General features: G+C 64.5%; 15 protein-coding genes. 9 read left to right on the plus strand and 6 right to left on the minus strand.

Annotated elements, in window-relative coordinates; all coding sequences use genetic code 11:
• Positions 1-53: 53 nt before the first annotated feature.
• Positions 54-614 carry a hypothetical protein gene (locus AC6H0W_RS04170; protein WP_497575861.1) on the plus strand — a complete coding sequence of 187 codons (561 nt, stop codon included), beginning with the start codon at positions 54-56 and terminating at the stop codon, positions 612-614.
• Positions 611-1,957 (plus strand): NADP-specific glutamate dehydrogenase, encoded by a 1,347-nt coding sequence (gdhA, locus tag AC6H0W_RS04175; RefSeq protein WP_497575862.1) that lies wholly within the window; start codon positions 611-613, stop codon positions 1,955-1,957. Before AC6H0W_RS04170 ends, gdhA begins: the two co-directional genes overlap by 4 nt.
• 12 nt (positions 1,958-1,969) lie before the next feature.
• Here the strand turns inward: gdhA and AC6H0W_RS04180 are convergent, their stop codons facing one another.
• The 3 genes from AC6H0W_RS04180 to AC6H0W_RS04190 form a co-directional block, all read right to left on the minus strand.
• Complete coding sequence (locus tag AC6H0W_RS04180) at positions 1,970-2,545, minus strand: nucleotidyltransferase family protein (protein ID WP_497575863.1); 576 nt, start codon at positions 2,543-2,545, stop codon at positions 1,970-1,972.
• A 178-nt stretch (positions 2,546-2,723) separates the two neighbouring features.
• Positions 2,724-3,692, minus strand: coding sequence for a helix-turn-helix transcriptional regulator (locus tag AC6H0W_RS04185; protein WP_497575864.1), 969 nt, complete (start codon positions 3,690-3,692; stop codon positions 2,724-2,726).
• 29 nt (positions 3,693-3,721) lie between these two features.
• A complete protein-coding gene (locus AC6H0W_RS04190) occupies positions 3,722-3,994 on the minus strand; it encodes a hypothetical protein (RefSeq protein WP_497575865.1) in 273 nt (90 codons plus the stop codon).
• A gap of 408 nt (positions 3,995-4,402) precedes the next feature.
• Here AC6H0W_RS04190 and AC6H0W_RS04195 point away from each other — a divergent pair, with 408 nt between their 5' ends.
• The 4 genes from AC6H0W_RS04195 (at position 4,403) to AC6H0W_RS04210 (ending at position 9,128) form a co-directional block, all read left to right on the plus strand.
• The gene (locus tag AC6H0W_RS04195; protein WP_497575866.1) at positions 4,403-5,581 is read left to right on the plus strand and encodes an ABC transporter substrate-binding protein; all 1,179 of its coding nucleotides are present in this window, start codon (positions 4,403-4,405) and stop codon (positions 5,579-5,581) included.
• Positions 5,582-5,704: 123 nt separating this feature from the next.
• Complete coding sequence (locus AC6H0W_RS04200) at positions 5,705-6,580, plus strand: branched-chain amino acid ABC transporter permease (RefSeq protein ID WP_497575867.1); 876 nt, start codon at positions 5,705-5,707, stop codon at positions 6,578-6,580.
• Complete coding sequence (locus AC6H0W_RS04205; RefSeq protein WP_497575868.1) at positions 6,577-8,403, plus strand: branched-chain amino acid ABC transporter ATP-binding protein/permease; 1,827 nt, start codon at positions 6,577-6,579, stop codon at positions 8,401-8,403. Before AC6H0W_RS04200 ends, AC6H0W_RS04205 begins: the two co-directional genes overlap by 4 nt.
• Positions 8,400-9,128 (plus strand): ABC transporter ATP-binding protein, encoded by a 729-nt coding sequence (locus AC6H0W_RS04210; protein ID WP_497575869.1) that lies wholly within the window; start codon positions 8,400-8,402, stop codon positions 9,126-9,128. Before AC6H0W_RS04205 ends, AC6H0W_RS04210 begins: the two co-directional genes overlap by 4 nt.
• A 41-nt stretch (positions 9,129-9,169) precedes the next feature.
• Here the strand turns inward: AC6H0W_RS04210 and AC6H0W_RS04215 are convergent, their stop codons facing one another.
• Positions 9,170-9,940, minus strand: a complete 771-nt coding sequence (locus AC6H0W_RS04215; RefSeq protein WP_497575870.1) for a creatininase family protein — start codon at positions 9,938-9,940, stop codon at positions 9,170-9,172.
• Between the two features lie 54 nt (positions 9,941-9,994).
• On the minus strand, positions 9,995-10,756 hold the full coding sequence (locus AC6H0W_RS04220) for an SDR family NAD(P)-dependent oxidoreductase (protein WP_497575871.1): 762 nt from the start codon (positions 10,754-10,756) through the stop codon (positions 9,995-9,997).
• A 212-nt stretch (positions 10,757-10,968) separates the two neighbouring features.
• On the opposite strand from AC6H0W_RS04220, the gene AC6H0W_RS04225 reads away from it, so the two are divergent.
• Genes AC6H0W_RS04225 through AC6H0W_RS04235 form a run of 3 tightly spaced genes read left to right on the plus strand, consistent with a single transcriptional unit; the run spans position 10,969 to position 13,186 of the window.
• A complete protein-coding gene (locus AC6H0W_RS04225) occupies positions 10,969-11,406 on the plus strand; it encodes a hypothetical protein (protein ID WP_497575872.1) in 438 nt (145 codons plus the stop codon).
• Positions 11,407-11,416: 10 nt separating this feature from the next.
• Positions 11,417-12,361, plus strand: coding sequence for a polysaccharide deacetylase family protein (locus AC6H0W_RS04230; protein WP_497575873.1), 945 nt, complete (start codon positions 11,417-11,419; stop codon positions 12,359-12,361).
• A 48-nt stretch (positions 12,362-12,409) separates the two neighbouring features.
• Entirely contained in the window at positions 12,410-13,186 is a 777-nt protein-coding gene (locus AC6H0W_RS04235) for a GntR family transcriptional regulator (RefSeq protein WP_497575874.1), read from the plus strand.
• A gap of 14 nt (positions 13,187-13,200) precedes the next feature.
• On the opposite strand, the gene AC6H0W_RS04240 is transcribed toward AC6H0W_RS04235, so the two are convergent.
• Positions 13,201-13,752, minus strand: a complete 552-nt coding sequence (locus AC6H0W_RS04240) for a hemerythrin domain-containing protein (protein ID WP_497575875.1) — start codon at positions 13,750-13,752, stop codon at positions 13,201-13,203.
• Positions 13,753-13,834 lie beyond the last annotated feature (82 nt).

Raw genomic sequence — 13,834 nt, forward strand, 5'->3', positions numbered from 1 at the left:
ATGATGATGACCACCGCATGGGCGAGTCGCCAGTGCGCAGGAGGGCCCCGGCCATGAGATTCGATGTGCGGGTGAGCAATGAGGAGATCGAGCGAGATCTGGCCGAGATGCAGGCACGCATGGCGTGCGGCCCCCATGCGCTGTTCAGTCTGCCGAGGCTGGACCTGCGTTTTCCGGGCGTGGAGTTTCGCGTGCGTACGCTCGGGCATGAGCAGCGCGTGTACTCGATCGACACACGCGATGGCCGGCTGGTGGGCTACTCGGTGTTCGACGTGTTGCCCGAGGGATCACGCCGTCTGCACGCCAGCGTACGCAGCGTGCATTCGCGCTACGCCGAGGGTTATCAGGGGCGTGGCATCGCCACGGCAATCTACAGCCGCGTGCTGGCACAGGGCTTCGTGCTGGTCAGCGGAGCGCGCCAGTCGCGTGCGGCCTATGCGCTGTGGAAATCGCTCGGGCGCCGCACGCGCTTTGAAATCGTGCGTGTTTCGAGGGAACTGATCGAGCCGCTGGCCATCTCGGAGAAGGACGAACGCTTTCATGACCTGGACGTACGGCTGCGGCTCGGGGCCCTGCGTGCTACTACAAAAACCAATCACCAGAGGTATTCATGAAGTATTCAAGTTGCGATGAGTTCATGCGCTACGTGCGCGAACGGAACCCCGGGCAATCCGAATTCATCCAGGCGGTCGGCAGCTTCATGCGCAGTTTGTGGCCGTTTCTGCAGGAGAACCCCCATTACCGTGACGGTGGCCTGCTGGAACGTCTCGTCGAGCCCGAGCGCACCATCAGCTTCCGCGTGGCGTGGATGGACGATGCCGGGGAGGTGCATGTGAATCGGGGTTATCGCGTGCAGCACAACTCGGCCATCGGCCCCTACAAGGGCGGGCTGCGTTTTCACCCCGCGGTGGATCTCTCCACCCTGAAGTTTCTCGCCTTCGAACAGACCTTCAAGAACGCTCTAACCACGCTGCCGATGGGTGGTGGCAAAGGCGGCGCCGATTTCGACCCCAAGGGGCGCAGTCCGTCGGAGATCATGCGTTTCTGCCAGGCCTTTGCCATCGAGCTGGCACGCCATGTCGGCCCGGACACCGACGTGCCGGCCGGCGACATCGGCGTTGGCGCGCGTGAGGTCGGCTACCTCGCCGGCATGGTGAAGAAGCTGCGCAATCAGGCCGATTGCGTGTTCACCGGCAAAGCCCCGAGCTTTGGCGGTTCCGAGCTGCGGCCCGAGGCCACCGGTTACGGTGCGGTGTATTTCGTCGAGGCCATGCTCGAGCATTCCGGGCGCAGTCTGGAAGGCATGCGCGTGGCGGTGTCCGGTTCGGGCAACGTGGCGCAGTACGCGGTGGAGCAGGCGGTGGCGAAAGGCGCGTGCGTGGTGACCATGTCCGATTCATCCGGGGTGGTGATCGACGACGAAGGCTTCGACGCCGACAAGCTGGCGGTGATGATGGAGATCAAGCGCAACCGCTCGGGCCGCGTCTCGGAATACGCCGAGCGCGTCGAGAGCGCGCGCTTCGAGGCTGACCAGAAGCCGTGGTCGGTGAAGGTCGATGTGGCGCTGCCGTGCGCCACGCAGAACGAGCTGGATGCCGATGACGCGGCCGAGCTTATTCGCAACGGTGTGGTGTGCGTGGGCGAAGGCGCCAACATGCCGTGCTCTACCGAAGCCGTACGCTGTTTCGAGGAGGCCGAGGTGTTGTTCGCACCGAGCAAGGCGTGCAACGCCGGTGGGGTGGCCGTGTCAGGGCTCGAGATGGCGCAAAACGCCACGCGCACGGCGTGGTCGCGTGAAGAGGTGGATACGCGCCTGCGCGAGTTGATGTGCAGCGTCCACGCCGCGTGCCTGAAGCACGGCAATGCATCGGATGGATGCATCAGCTACGTGGATGGCGCGAACATTGCGGGTTTCGTGCGAGTGGCCGACGCCATGCTGGCGCAAGGGGTGACCTGAGGCCGAAGCCCCTCAGCGTGGCGGCGCGAGGTCGGCGGGCGTGTCGACATCGCGCAGCACGCCCGCGTCGCTAACGTCGATGCGCGTCAGCGTGCCGGCCGCCAGTACGCTACGAGCGCCGGTGTCGGCATCCAGCGCCCTGAGTTGCTGCAGCCACGCCGCGCCGAATCCCACCGGATGGCCGCGCTGCCCCTGGATGAATGGCGCAGCCATGGCCTCGGGCCCATCGAGCGCGGCGGCAATCTGCGCAATCACGCTGGGGGCTATCCACGGCATGTCGGCCAGCGCGATGACCCAGCCGCTGGCGGCGCCGCGCTCGCGCACCGCCGCGGCCAGCGCGGCACCTTGGCCGCGCTCGGCCTGCGGGGTTTCCAACACCTCGCACCCGGCCTTGCGCAGCCAGTGGGCGCGCTCGTCGTGTCCGGGGCGCACCACGGCCAGACTGCCCGGCAGTGCCGCGCACAAGGCGTGCGCGCTGTGCCACAGCACCGGCCGCCCGTCGTGCAGCGGCGCGAGCAGCTTGTCGTGCTGCCCGCTCGGGTCGAAGCGTCTGCCGTAGCCGGCTGCAAGCAGAATGCCGCTGATCATGTTGGAGGGCCGTTGCATGCGTGGCGTGTTGGTTGGTGGATTGGCATGAGGTGTCGGGCTTCGGCGATGCCGCCTCTTCCTCGGAAAACCGTAGCACAGTGCAAGAATTCGTCATTGCGAGGCGCGCAGCAACGGAGCGATCCGGTGAGTCTAGTGGGGTGGCACGGCACTCTGCACCTCAAATGCGCTGAAGCGCCTCTTCCAGGCGCCGCCGTACGTGCAGTCGCAAGGTCTCCGGCGCCAGCACGCGCACCTCCGGTGCATGGCGCAACACGTCCATTGCCAGTTCGGTGGGGTCGCTGAAGGGCACGCGCAGGCGGTAGCTGCCGTCGGGCTGGAAGTGGCCTTGCTGGTCCTTGTGCCACACCTCGTGGCTCACCCAGCGCGCCCGCTCGGGCGTGAACTCGAGTTCGGCCCAGTCGATGCCGCCCCCCGAAAAAATGCCGTAGCCGGCATCCAGTTCGCGGCGCAGTGCTTCGTCCGCAACCTCGTGCGCGGCGCTGTCGCCGCGCCGCACCGCCAGAATGGCGTCCAGCGCGAAGCTGCGCAGACCTTTGCGCAGATGGCACCAGGCATCCACGTACCACGCCTCGCGGTAGAAGGTGAGGCGCTGCGGAGAGATTTCGCGCTGCGTGGTTTCGTCGCGCGAGCGCGCGTAGTGGTCGATGACCAGGCGCCGCCGCTGCAACACCGCCGTGGCAATCGGCGTGAAGTGCTGGGCGTCGTGATTGCGCGCGGCGTGGCGGTGAAAGCGGATGCGGCGTTCGATGTCGTCGATGCTGAACTCGCCCTGGCTGCCCAGAATGGCGCGCAGCCGCGTCAGCAGCGGCTCGACGTGCCCGGCCAGCAGGCCGGGTTCGAGATTCTTCAGCAACTGCTGCATGGTCAGCAGCGCAAACACCTCGGAGGCGTTGAACCACATGCCCGGAAGCTCGTAGCGCGGGCCGTGCGACGGCGCATCGAAGCGGTAACCGCCCGCATCGCGGTCCCAAACGATGGGCGCGTTGAAGCGGTCGCGCAGGTATTCCAGATCGCGTTTGAACGTGGCGCGCGAGACTTCAAGCTCGCGCAGGAAGTCATCCAGCGGCACCACGCCACGCTCGTTGAGCAGGCGGTCGATGTTGTAGAAGCGCTCGGTGCGGTCCATGTAGAGCCTTTGCGACGGAAGCCGGCAGATTACATCGACGACGGCCAGTTGCAGCGCTGTAGCGCACGGGCCCGCGCCGCGAGGCTGATGCCGAGTTGGTCGCGCGTGGTGAATTCGGGGTGGATCAGCGTGCGGCGCAGCGCTTTCGGCCGCAGCAACAACACCGGCCACAGCAGCAGCGTCAGCCCGAAGTGCAGCCACGGCTCGCCGTACTGCCAGTCGAAGCGATCCAGCCGCGTGGCCATGTGCCAGCCGAGGCGTACAGCGATGAGGGCGGTGAGGGTCAGGTAGAGCGTGAACATGTGCGTACTCCTTGGTGGGTAGGCACATGCTGAGGGCAGGGTGGCTCATGGCGTGAGCCAGGTCGGGCCTTTCGTTTTTTCTGTGTGGCCTCGGACGGCCGCGCAGGCCTGTCGTCCGGCCACGAATCGGATGCACGCACCATAAGAGAGCCGGCGTGCGGCGAGCTGCACACATTTTGTGATGCGTTGTGGCCAACATCGTGTATCCAGAATTGCTGAATCTAGCCTGCCCCCTGCCACCACTGGGGAATCCACGGTAAATCGTTGGCCGCAATCAAACTGGAACAGCGCTTGCTTAAATGTGTCTGCAAGCCTGAAATCAAACTGTCTGCACTTTGTTGGTTGAGGAAGGGCTCTGTCCACCCACGGTCGCTCAAGAGGCGATTTCGTTTAAGGAGATTCAGTGAGATGACTTCCCGCAATGTTCGTAGCCTGCTTGGGGCTGCTCTTCTTTCGACTGGCGCGCTTTCCGTTTCCGCTCATGCAGCCGAACCCTGTATCGGCGCTTCGCTGCCGATCACCGGCCCCACCGCCTGGGCGGCGGAGTCCATTCGCATGGGGGCCCAGGTCGCGATTGACGAAATCAACGCAGCCGGTGGCGTGCTGGGCAAGCCGCTGCGCTTCGTGCAATACGATGATGGCGGTCAGCCGCCGCGAGGTGTCGACAACGCACGCCGCATCGCCGAGGCCGACAACTGCATCGCCATGTTCGGTGGTTGGCATTCGGGCGTGGCGCTGGCCGTGGTCGAGCCGGTGCACGATGCCAAGATGCCCTACATCGCCGTGATCTCGGCCGGTACCCGCATCACCGAGAATGAGCGTGATCCCAACTATGTTTTCCGCGTGTCGATGTTCGACCGCTGGCAGGCGCTCGCGCTGGTGCGCAAGAGCAAGGAAGTCACCAAGGGCGGCACCATCGGCGTGATGTACGAAGACACCGGCTGGGGCCAGGGCGCCGTGCCCGACCTCGAAAGCAGTGCCGCAGCCGAAGGCGTGAAGCTGGGCGGCATGGAGTCGTTCAAGTGGGAAGACCGCGACATGACGGCGCAACTGATGCGCCTGCGCAATGCCAAGGTCGACACCGTCATCCTGTACTCGCGTGACCTCGAAGCCAACCAGATCCTGCGTTCAATGCAGCGCATCGGCTACAAGCCGACCATCGTTTCGGCCTGGGGCAACACCGGCACGTTGGGCGAGCTCGCCGGCAATCTGGCCGACGGCATGATCGTGCTGCAGACCTATTCGTGGGTGGGTGACCTCGAAGAGCGTCCGAAAGCGGTTCTCGACGCGATGATGAAGAACAACAACCTCAAGTCGCCGGAAGAAATCCGCCACGGTTCGGGTGCGGCCAACACCTACGACGCGGTGTACATCCTTGCCGAAGCCATCAAGAAGGCGGGTGAATACGACCGCAGCAAGGTGCGTGATGCGCTGTACGAAGTGAATTACCAGGGCATCGTGCAGAACTATGCGCCGGCCTTCACGCCCGAGCGCCATAACGCGATCCTGCCGGAAAACTACCAATGGACCGCATGGCACCAGGGCAAGATCCAGCCGATCGAGCAGACCCCCTACGCACCGAAGTAATTCGCGCAGGGCGAGGGGCGGCCTCTGGTGCTCGCCCCTCGGTAACTCATCACGAACCAACGTTTCGGCTCGGCTGCTCCTGCGCAAGGGAGCGGCCGCTGTCGGACTCGATTGCGAGTCACCATGTCCGCTTATATTCAGTACCTGCTCTCCGGAATGGTCATTGGCGCAATCTATGCGATTGTGGCCCTCGGCTTTTACATCATGTGGTCGGCCGTTCGGGCGGTGAACTTCGCCCATGGCGACACCCTGATGATCGGCGCGGTCATCTCGGTTGCCTTGATGTGGTCGGGCATTCCGCTGTATTTCGGCATACCCATTGCGATCGCCGTATCCGCGCTGTTTGGCGTGATCATCGAACGCGTTGCGGTGCGCCCGCTCAACCACGGTCCATCGTCGATCGGATGGATGCTGTCGACCATCGCCATCGGGCTGATGCTCGAGGCCTTTGTCACCATCACCTTCGGTTCCGACCCGCGCTCGCTGCCATCACCGCTGATGAACGAGCCGATCATCTTCATGGGCGCAGGCGTGTTCATGCACGAGCTGCTCGTCCCGGTGGCCGCCATTGCGCTGCTGTTCGCGCTCGACGGCTTCTACAAGCACACCATGCTCGGCCGCGCCATGCGTGCGGTTGCGCTCAACCCGATGGCCGCCGGGCTGATGGGCATCGACGTCAAGCGCGTTGCTTCCATCTCGTTCGCCGTTGCCGCCGCGCTCGGCGCGGTGGCCGGCATTCTGGCTGCGCCCATCGTGCAGGTGTCCGCGACCATGGGTTTGCTGTTGGGCCTGAAGGGCTTTCTGGTGGCCATCATCGCCGGCATGTCGAATGCGCGCGGCGTGGTCATCGTCGGATTCTGCTACGGCATTCTCGAGCGTTTCGTCGAGGGCTTTGGCTCTACCGCTGCGCGTGAGGTCGTCGGCTTCAGCGTAATGATCATTCTGTTGCTGATCTTCCCGAAAGGCATCTTCGCTCCGAAAGAGGTGCAAAAGGTATGAAATCCCTCCTCTCGAAAAATGCCTTCCCGGTCATTGCACTGCTGTTTGGCGCGTTTCTGATCCTGGCACCGTTCCTGGTTTCCAACAGCTTCCAGTTGCGCGTGGTGATGTTGTTCATGGTGTATGCGCTGGTGGCCATGGGCCTGAACATTCTGGTCGGCCTGGCCGGGCTGGTCTCACTGGGGCAGGCGGGTCTGTATGCCCTGGGGGCCTACACCGCGGCCGTGCTGGCAACCAACTTTGGTTGGGGTTTCATCCCGGCGATGGGAGCGGCAATTGCCCTCAGCGCGATTTTCGGTGTTGCGCTGGCCTACCCGACGGTGCGTGTGCGGGGTGTGTACCTTGCCGTAGTGACAATTGCCTTCGGCCTCATCGTGCAGAACGTGGTGGTCGACTGGCGCACTGTCACCGGCGGCACGCTGGGCATCTCGAATGTGCCGCGCATCGACTTCGGCTTTGGCGAGCTTGGCACCGAAGGCCTGTACGCCTTGATCGCGGTGATCCTGTTCGTGTGCTTCCTGATCCACCACAACGTCATGTACTCGCGCTTCGGGCGCTCGATGCGAGCCGTGGCGCAGTCCGAAGTGGCGGCGCGTTCGCTGGGCCTCGACCCGACCGCGCGGCGGGTATTCGCCTTCGTCATCGCGGCCGTGTATGCCGGCATTGCCGGGGGCCTCTATGCCTACCTCAACCGCTACGTGAATCCCGATACCTTCACCTTTGCGGACTCTATCCGCTTCCTGCTGATGGTGATCCTGGGCGGCTCCGGCACCACGCTCGGCCCCATCATCGGTGCCGGTGTGCTGACCTGGATTCCCAACGCACTGCAGGCCTTCGGCAAGTGGCAACTGTTTGCCTACGGCGCATTGCTCGCCGTCGTGATCTTCTTCCTACCGCGCGGCATCGTCGGCACCGTCAAGCACTGGTTTGAATTGCTGCGCAACCGCTCGTCGCAGCGCGAGCGCAGTCCCGAGGCGTGGCCCAAACCGTCGGACGAGGCGTCCGCTCTGTTGCGCATCGACGCGGCGAGCGACGGGCCGGTGTTGTCCACCAAAGATCTGACCATCCGCTTCGGTGGCCTGGCCGCGGTCTCCAGTGTGAATGTGTCGATCCAGCGTGCCACCGTCCACGCCATCATCGGCCCCAACGGTGCCGGCAAGACGACCTTGCTCAATGCTCTGTCGGGCTTCTACAAGCCGACCGAAGGCGAGGTCTCCCTGCGCGGCAAGAGCATCAATGCGACGCGCAGTGACCGCATCGCGCGCAACGGCCTGACGCGGACTTTCCAGAACACCGAGCTGTTCGCCGACATGACCTTGGAAGAGAACGTGCTGGTGGCCTTCGATTCGCGCTACAGCGCAGGTTTTGCGAGCACCGTGGCGCGTCTGCCCGGCTACTTCAGCGAGGAGCGCAGCATGCGCGCCAATGCCCGCATGCTGCTCGACTACGTGGGTCTGGCGGACTTCGCCGACGAGACCGCCAAGAACCTGGCCTTCGGTCACCAGCGCAGGCTGGAAATCGCGCGCGCGCTGGCCTTGTCGCCCGAAGTGCTGTTGCTCGACGAACCGGCCGCCGGGCTCACGCACGCCGAGATCGACGACCTCATCGCGCTCATTCGCAACCTCAAATCCCTCGGCATCACGGTGGTGCTGGTCGAGCACCACGTCGACATGATCATGGCCGTGTCCGACCACGTGACGGTGCTCGATTACGGGCAGGTCATCGCATCGGGTTCGCCCGAAAAAGTGCAGGACGATCCGCGCGTGATCGAGGCCTACTTCGGCACTGCCGCCATCAACCCGGAACAGCAGGTGGACCAATGAGCAAGGAATTGCTGCGTATCTCCGACCTCCAGGTCGCGTATGGCCATGTCCAGGCGGTGAAGGGGGTTTCCATCCAGGTCGGAGAGGGCGATTTCGTTGCCGTCATCGGCTCCAACGGTGCCGGCAAGTCGTCGATGATGAAGGCCATCTCCGGTGTCGTCGCGCCCTCGGCGGGCTCCATCGAATTTGCCGGTGAGGATGTCACGCGTCTGCCCGCGCATGCGATGGTCAAGCGTGGTCTGGCGATGGTGCCGGAAGGTCGTCACGTTTTCGGTGACCAGTCGGTGGAAGACAACCTGCGCGTGGGGGCCTACGTGTTCTCGCGTTCGCCGGAAAAAATCCAGCAGGCCATCGATCACGCTTTCGAGCTATTCCCGCGGCTCGCCGAGCGCCGCACCCAGCTCGCCGGGTCATTGTCCGGCGGCGAACAGCAGATGCTCGCCATCGCCCGCGGTCTGGCCTCCAACCCGCGCTTGTTGGTGATCGATGAGCTGTCGTTGGGCTTGGCACCGAAGATTCTCGACATGCTGTTCCCGGTGCTGGTCGAGCTGAACAAGGCCGGTCTGGCGGTGCTGCTGGTCGAGCAGCTCGCCAATCAGGCGCTGGCGGTGTCGCGCCGCGCCTACGTGATGGAAAACGGGGTGGTGGCCATCGAAGGCCCCTCGAAGCAACTGGCTTCCGATTCGCGGGTGATGGAAGCCTATCTGGGGCGCCGCAGCGCCTGAGCGCGCCGGCGGGACGGCGAGTGCGCCCTCCCGCCGGTTATTCAATCGTGATAGTCGTCGGAGTCCACCGGGTGATATTGCAGGCCTTCGGCCTCGAAGCGGAGCATGTACTCGGTCATGTAGCGTGTGACCGCGTCCACGATCATCTTGCCCTTCTCGTCGGTGGCCCGATTGGCTGCGCCGGTCGCCCCGTACGCGGTGAGCTCGTCGAAGGTCCAGATCTCCTTCACGAAGGGGTCGAGTCGAGTGGGTATCTGCCCGCGGGCGTGCTCCATGTGCATCCACTGCGGAAACAGCGCCAGCCCGATCGAGCTTTCCGCCTCGCCGGCGTGCCCCCAGCCTTGCCAGGTGTCGAAAGTGTCGGGCGGCAGCATCTCGCCGAGGATGGTCCACCAGTCGAACACCGCCAGCGACAGCTCGGGGTGCCGCACTTTCATGTCGCGCGCGGCCACTTCGGCACAGGGAATGTTCCCGTCGTGCCCGTTGAGGATCAGGATCTTGCGGATGCCCCAGTGGTGGAGCGATTCGATGATGTCCGACAGCACGCGGACCTGCGTGTCGTTGCTCACCGAAATGCACATTGGCTTGTGCCGGTAGTGCTGACTCATGCCGTAGAAGTAGGGCGGAAGCACGAAGGTGCGCGTGCAGTTCTCGGCAATCTTCACGGCCAGCGCGTGCGCGGTGAGACCGTCGGTGCCGAAGGGCATGTGGTCACCGTGACTCTCGCAGGCACCGATCGGGATGATCGCCGTGTCATAGCCGTTTTCGCTGAAGCTTCGGGTGTTCATCTGCTCCATCTGAACAGTGCGCATGGGTGTCCTCCTGTAACGGTGAAAGGCTTGAGGTGGGCCGTCGGGCCAGTGGCCTCAACGGCCGGCAACGACGAGTCCGCCGTCGACAACGATGATCTGGCCGGTGATGTAGCGCGAGGCGGGCGAAGCCAGAAAGAGAATCACGTCTGCAATTTCGTCGGGGATGCCCACGCGGCCCAGCGGGATGAAACCCGCGGCCTGACGAATGCCCTCACGGCCGAGCGAATGCTCTTCGGACGCAAGCTGCGCGGTATCGACGAAGCCGGGCGAGACGCCGTTCACGCGCACGCCGTCGCCGGCCACTTCCATCGCCAGCCCGCGCACCAGCCCGATCACGCCGGACTTTGCGGCCGAGTAATGCGCGTGCTCGCGCCAGCCCCAGGCCAGCCCCATCAACGACGTCAGGCACACCACCGCGCCGCTGCGGCGCGTGCGCATCTTCGGCAAGGCGGCACGCGCTACGCGAAACATGCCTTTCAGATCGATGTCGAGTGTGAAATCCCACTTCTCGTCGGTCAGCTGCTCAAGCGGCACGCGATGCGCGATGCCGGCATTGAGCACCAGCGTGTCGATGTGACCGTGCGCCGCTTCAACGGCCTGAACCACGGCATCGACCTCGGCCGTGGAGCGCACGTCCAGGTGTTTGAATTCGGCACTGCCGCCGGCGGCATGAATTTGTTGCACGACCTCCGCACCCTCGCGATCGAGCACGTCGGTGACGACAACGTGAGCACCGTTGGCGGCAAAGGCGATGGCCGTGGCGCGCCCGATGCCGATCGCCCCGCCGGTGACGAGCATGGTTTTCTTTGCTTGCATGAGAGTTCCGTGGTTGAGGCGGGTGGGGAAAAGGTGTTCGGCAGGCATGCGATCTGGCGCAGGTGCGTTGCCAAGTCAGACAATTCCCGGCCCGTGGTTTCAAAAGTTTGTGTACAAGAGTTTCAGCAAGAATCGCGCCAAGTGGTAACACCTGTTTTGCGGTTCGCGGCCCATGATGAACGCACTCTTTAAGTGCAGAACGAGGAAATCCCATGAGTAACGCACAAATCATGATCATCGCCGATACCGACTACGCTCACGAGATGGTCGAAGTTGTCGACACTTATCTTCGGACGATCATGATTCCCGATCCGGTCGGCGCGCGTCAGTTCGTCTCTCCGGACATGCGCATCCGCTTCACCGGCGGGCGCGAGATGAAAGACCCGACCGAATGCACCGCCTTCAACAAGGGCCGCTACATCAAGGTGCAGAAGAAGTACGAGCGTTACGAAGTGGTGGCTGGCGCCAGCCCGGAAGAGACCATCGTGTATTCGCTCGGCACGCTGTTCGGCGAGTGGCCCGATGGCACGCCGTTCGAGGGCAACCGTTATGTCGACCGTTACGTGCTGCGGGGCGGCAAGATCGTGCAGATGGATGTCTGGAACGACAGCGCCGAATGGCTGCTGACTCGCGCCGGCATCCAGGCCTGAGGACGCGTCGATGAGCAAGCACGATGCATTTGCGCCGGTGGCGGGCCACGGGCGCTTCGGCTACAGCGCCATCACCGAACGCCCGCAGTACGACTGGCCGAACGGCGCGCGCCTGGCGGTGTACCTCGGTTTCAACATCGAGCACTTCGCCTTCGGCGAGGGCATGGGCGCCAAGATCGGCCCGGCCATGCCCGAGCCCGACGTGCTCAATTACAGCTGGCGCGAGTACGGCAACCGCGTGGGCGCGTGGCGTTGTCTGGAGTTGTTCGATGCGCTCGGCCTGCCCACGGCGACCATTCTGAACACCGCTTTGTACGAGCATTGCCCTGAGCTGGTGGCGGCCTTTGCCGCGCGTGGTGACGAGCTGGTGGGTCACGGCCACACCAATGCCGTACGGCAAGGGGACTACGACGAAGCCACCGAGCGCGCCCTGCTGGCGGGGTGCCGCGAGCGCATCGCGCAGCGCAGTGGCCGCGCGCCCGATGGCTGGCTGTCACCGTGGATTTCGGAAAGCCGCGTCACGCCCGATCTGCTGGCCGAAACCGGCTACCGCTACACCCTCAACTGGTGCCACGACGACCAACCGGTGCGCATGGCAACGCGTGACGGCGGCGCGATCTGGTCGATTCCCTATCCGCAGGAGCTCAACGACATTCCCATGCTGGTCGCGCGCCAGATGGAAGCGCCGGCCTTCTTCGACATGGTGCTCGACAACCTCGACGAGATGCTGGAGCAGTCCGCCTCGCAGCCGCTGGTGATGGGGCTGGCGCTGCATCCCTACCTTGTAGGCCAGCCGCACCGCCTGCGTCACATGCGGCGCGCACTGGAGCGTCTTGCGGCATTGCGTGACGACGGCCTGATCTGGATGACCACGCCGGGGGCCATCTGCCGGCATGTCGATGCGCTTGGAATTCAGCCCGCAACAGCGAACGCGGCCGAAATGCCTCCGGGTTGATAAGATTCGAACCTTGGCCGACCGCCCACTGAACCGCACGACACGAGCATGCCACGCACTTCACGTACCTCACGCACTCCTGCCGCAAAGCCGGCCGCACGGCAGCGCACGCCGGTGCGCGAAGCCACCTCGACCAGCTCGCGCGGCAACGGCGATGCCGAGCGGCGCATCTACAGCTCGATCTTCGATGCCGTGATGGATCGCCGGCTGATCCCCGGCACGCGTTTGCCCGAGGCCTCATTGGCCAAGCTCTACAAGGTCAGCCGTGCGGTGGTGCGCAAGGCGCTGCAGGCGCTCGCCAACGATCACATCGTGAGCCTGCGCCCCAATCAGAGTGCCGTGGTTGCGGTACCCACGCCGGACGAGATCCGTGCCGTGTTCGAGGCGCGGCGTGCGGTCGAGGCGGCACTGGTGGCGCTGGCCACCGAGCGCGCCAGCCCGGCCGACATCGCACGTTTGCGCACCCATCTGCGCAGCGAGCACGAAGCCATGCACCGCTTCGACCAGCCGGCGTGGGCACGTCTGGCGAGCTCCTTCCACAGTCAGGTGGCGGCGCTGGCGTGCAATCCGGTACTCGAAGGCTATCTGGCCGAACTGATCTCGCGCTGCGCGCTGGTGGTGTCGCTGTACGAGCCGCCGGGCAACGCCAGTTGCGAGCACGACGAACACGAACACATCGTCGATTGCATTGAGCGCCGCGACGCGGCCGGTGCCACCAGACTGATGCAGGCCCACCTGGAAGCGCTCGAACGCAGCATCTGCTTCGACCGCCGCGAAGAGGCCCCCACGCTGGCCAGCCTGCTCGGGCTCAACGAACCCGCCTGAGGGCGGTGCGCCGCTCAGGTGAAGGTCGGGGTGGTTTTCATCGCACGCCGGATGTGCAGGGCATGGCCCAGTTGTGCCAGCTCGGGGTCGGCCCGGCCCAGCACGCGGCTGGCCAGGGGCAGAAAGCGCGTTTCCTCGAAATGGGCGTGGGTCTGATATCCGGTTACCAGCCGCAGCACGGCCTCGAGATCGAGTGCTTCCGTGCCACCTGCCGCAATCCGCTCCAGCCCCGGCCGGACGGCTTTCCAGTGCGCTTCGAGCCGTCGATGATCTGTGCTAAGGCGCTCGGTCAGCGCCACCACCTCTTCACGCTCCCGTCCCGCGGCGGCGGCTTTGCACACCGCCTGAAAGAGCTCGCGCTCTTCCTCTTCGTGGTGATTCACGATCAAGTCTTCGAACACTTCAAGGGTAGTGGCTGCGCGTTCGCGCGCTCGGCGCGCAGCAGCCAGCAGCTGGTTCAGCTCGCCCAGCGTGTCGAGGTGTCCGACAATGCTGGCGTGGCAGCCGATGAAGTCCGCCAGCGAGCGCGGTGGCGGCGGCTGTGCGGGGTTTTCGGGATGGGTCATGTTGCGGTCCTCGTGAGCGTGCGCGGCAAATGCGTGAGGACATGCTGAGGGATGATCCTGGTATGTCAGTTGATCTGAATCA

The sequence above is a fragment of the Pseudazoarcus sp. NS20 genome (assembly GCF_059703745.1).

Excerpts from the sequence above, each read along its gene's own strand:
- AC6H0W_RS04170 (WP_497575861.1), top strand. The coding sequence starts at position 54 with ATGAGATTCGATGTGCGGGTGAGCAATGAGGAGATCGAGCGAGATCTG.
- gdhA (WP_497575862.1), top strand. The coding sequence starts at position 611 with ATGAAGTATTCAAGTTGCGATGAGTTCATGCGCTACGTGCGCGAACGG.
- AC6H0W_RS04180 (WP_497575863.1), bottom strand. The coding sequence starts at position 2,545 with ATGATCAGCGGCATTCTGCTTGCAGCCGGCTACGGCAGACGCTTCGAC.
- AC6H0W_RS04185 (WP_497575864.1), bottom strand. The coding sequence starts at position 3,692 with ATGGACCGCACCGAGCGCTTCTACAACATCGACCGCCTGCTCAACGAG.
- AC6H0W_RS04190 (WP_497575865.1), bottom strand. The coding sequence starts at position 3,994 with ATGTTCACGCTCTACCTGACCCTCACCGCCCTCATCGCTGTACGCCTC.
- AC6H0W_RS04195 (WP_497575866.1), top strand. The coding sequence starts at position 4,403 with ATGACTTCCCGCAATGTTCGTAGCCTGCTTGGGGCTGCTCTTCTTTCG.
- AC6H0W_RS04200 (WP_497575867.1), top strand. The coding sequence starts at position 5,705 with ATGTCCGCTTATATTCAGTACCTGCTCTCCGGAATGGTCATTGGCGCA.
- AC6H0W_RS04205 (WP_497575868.1), top strand. The coding sequence starts at position 6,577 with ATGAAATCCCTCCTCTCGAAAAATGCCTTCCCGGTCATTGCACTGCTG.
- AC6H0W_RS04210 (WP_497575869.1), top strand. The coding sequence starts at position 8,400 with ATGAGCAAGGAATTGCTGCGTATCTCCGACCTCCAGGTCGCGTATGGC.
- AC6H0W_RS04215 (WP_497575870.1), bottom strand. The coding sequence starts at position 9,940 with ATGCGCACTGTTCAGATGGAGCAGATGAACACCCGAAGCTTCAGCGAA.
- AC6H0W_RS04220 (WP_497575871.1), bottom strand. The coding sequence starts at position 10,756 with ATGCAAGCAAAGAAAACCATGCTCGTCACCGGCGGGGCGATCGGCATC.
- AC6H0W_RS04225 (WP_497575872.1), top strand. The coding sequence starts at position 10,969 with ATGAGTAACGCACAAATCATGATCATCGCCGATACCGACTACGCTCAC.
- AC6H0W_RS04230 (WP_497575873.1), top strand. The coding sequence starts at position 11,417 with ATGAGCAAGCACGATGCATTTGCGCCGGTGGCGGGCCACGGGCGCTTC.
- AC6H0W_RS04235 (WP_497575874.1), top strand. The coding sequence starts at position 12,410 with ATGCCACGCACTTCACGTACCTCACGCACTCCTGCCGCAAAGCCGGCC.
- AC6H0W_RS04240 (WP_497575875.1), bottom strand. The coding sequence starts at position 13,752 with ATGACCCATCCCGAAAACCCCGCACAGCCGCCGCCACCGCGCTCGCTG.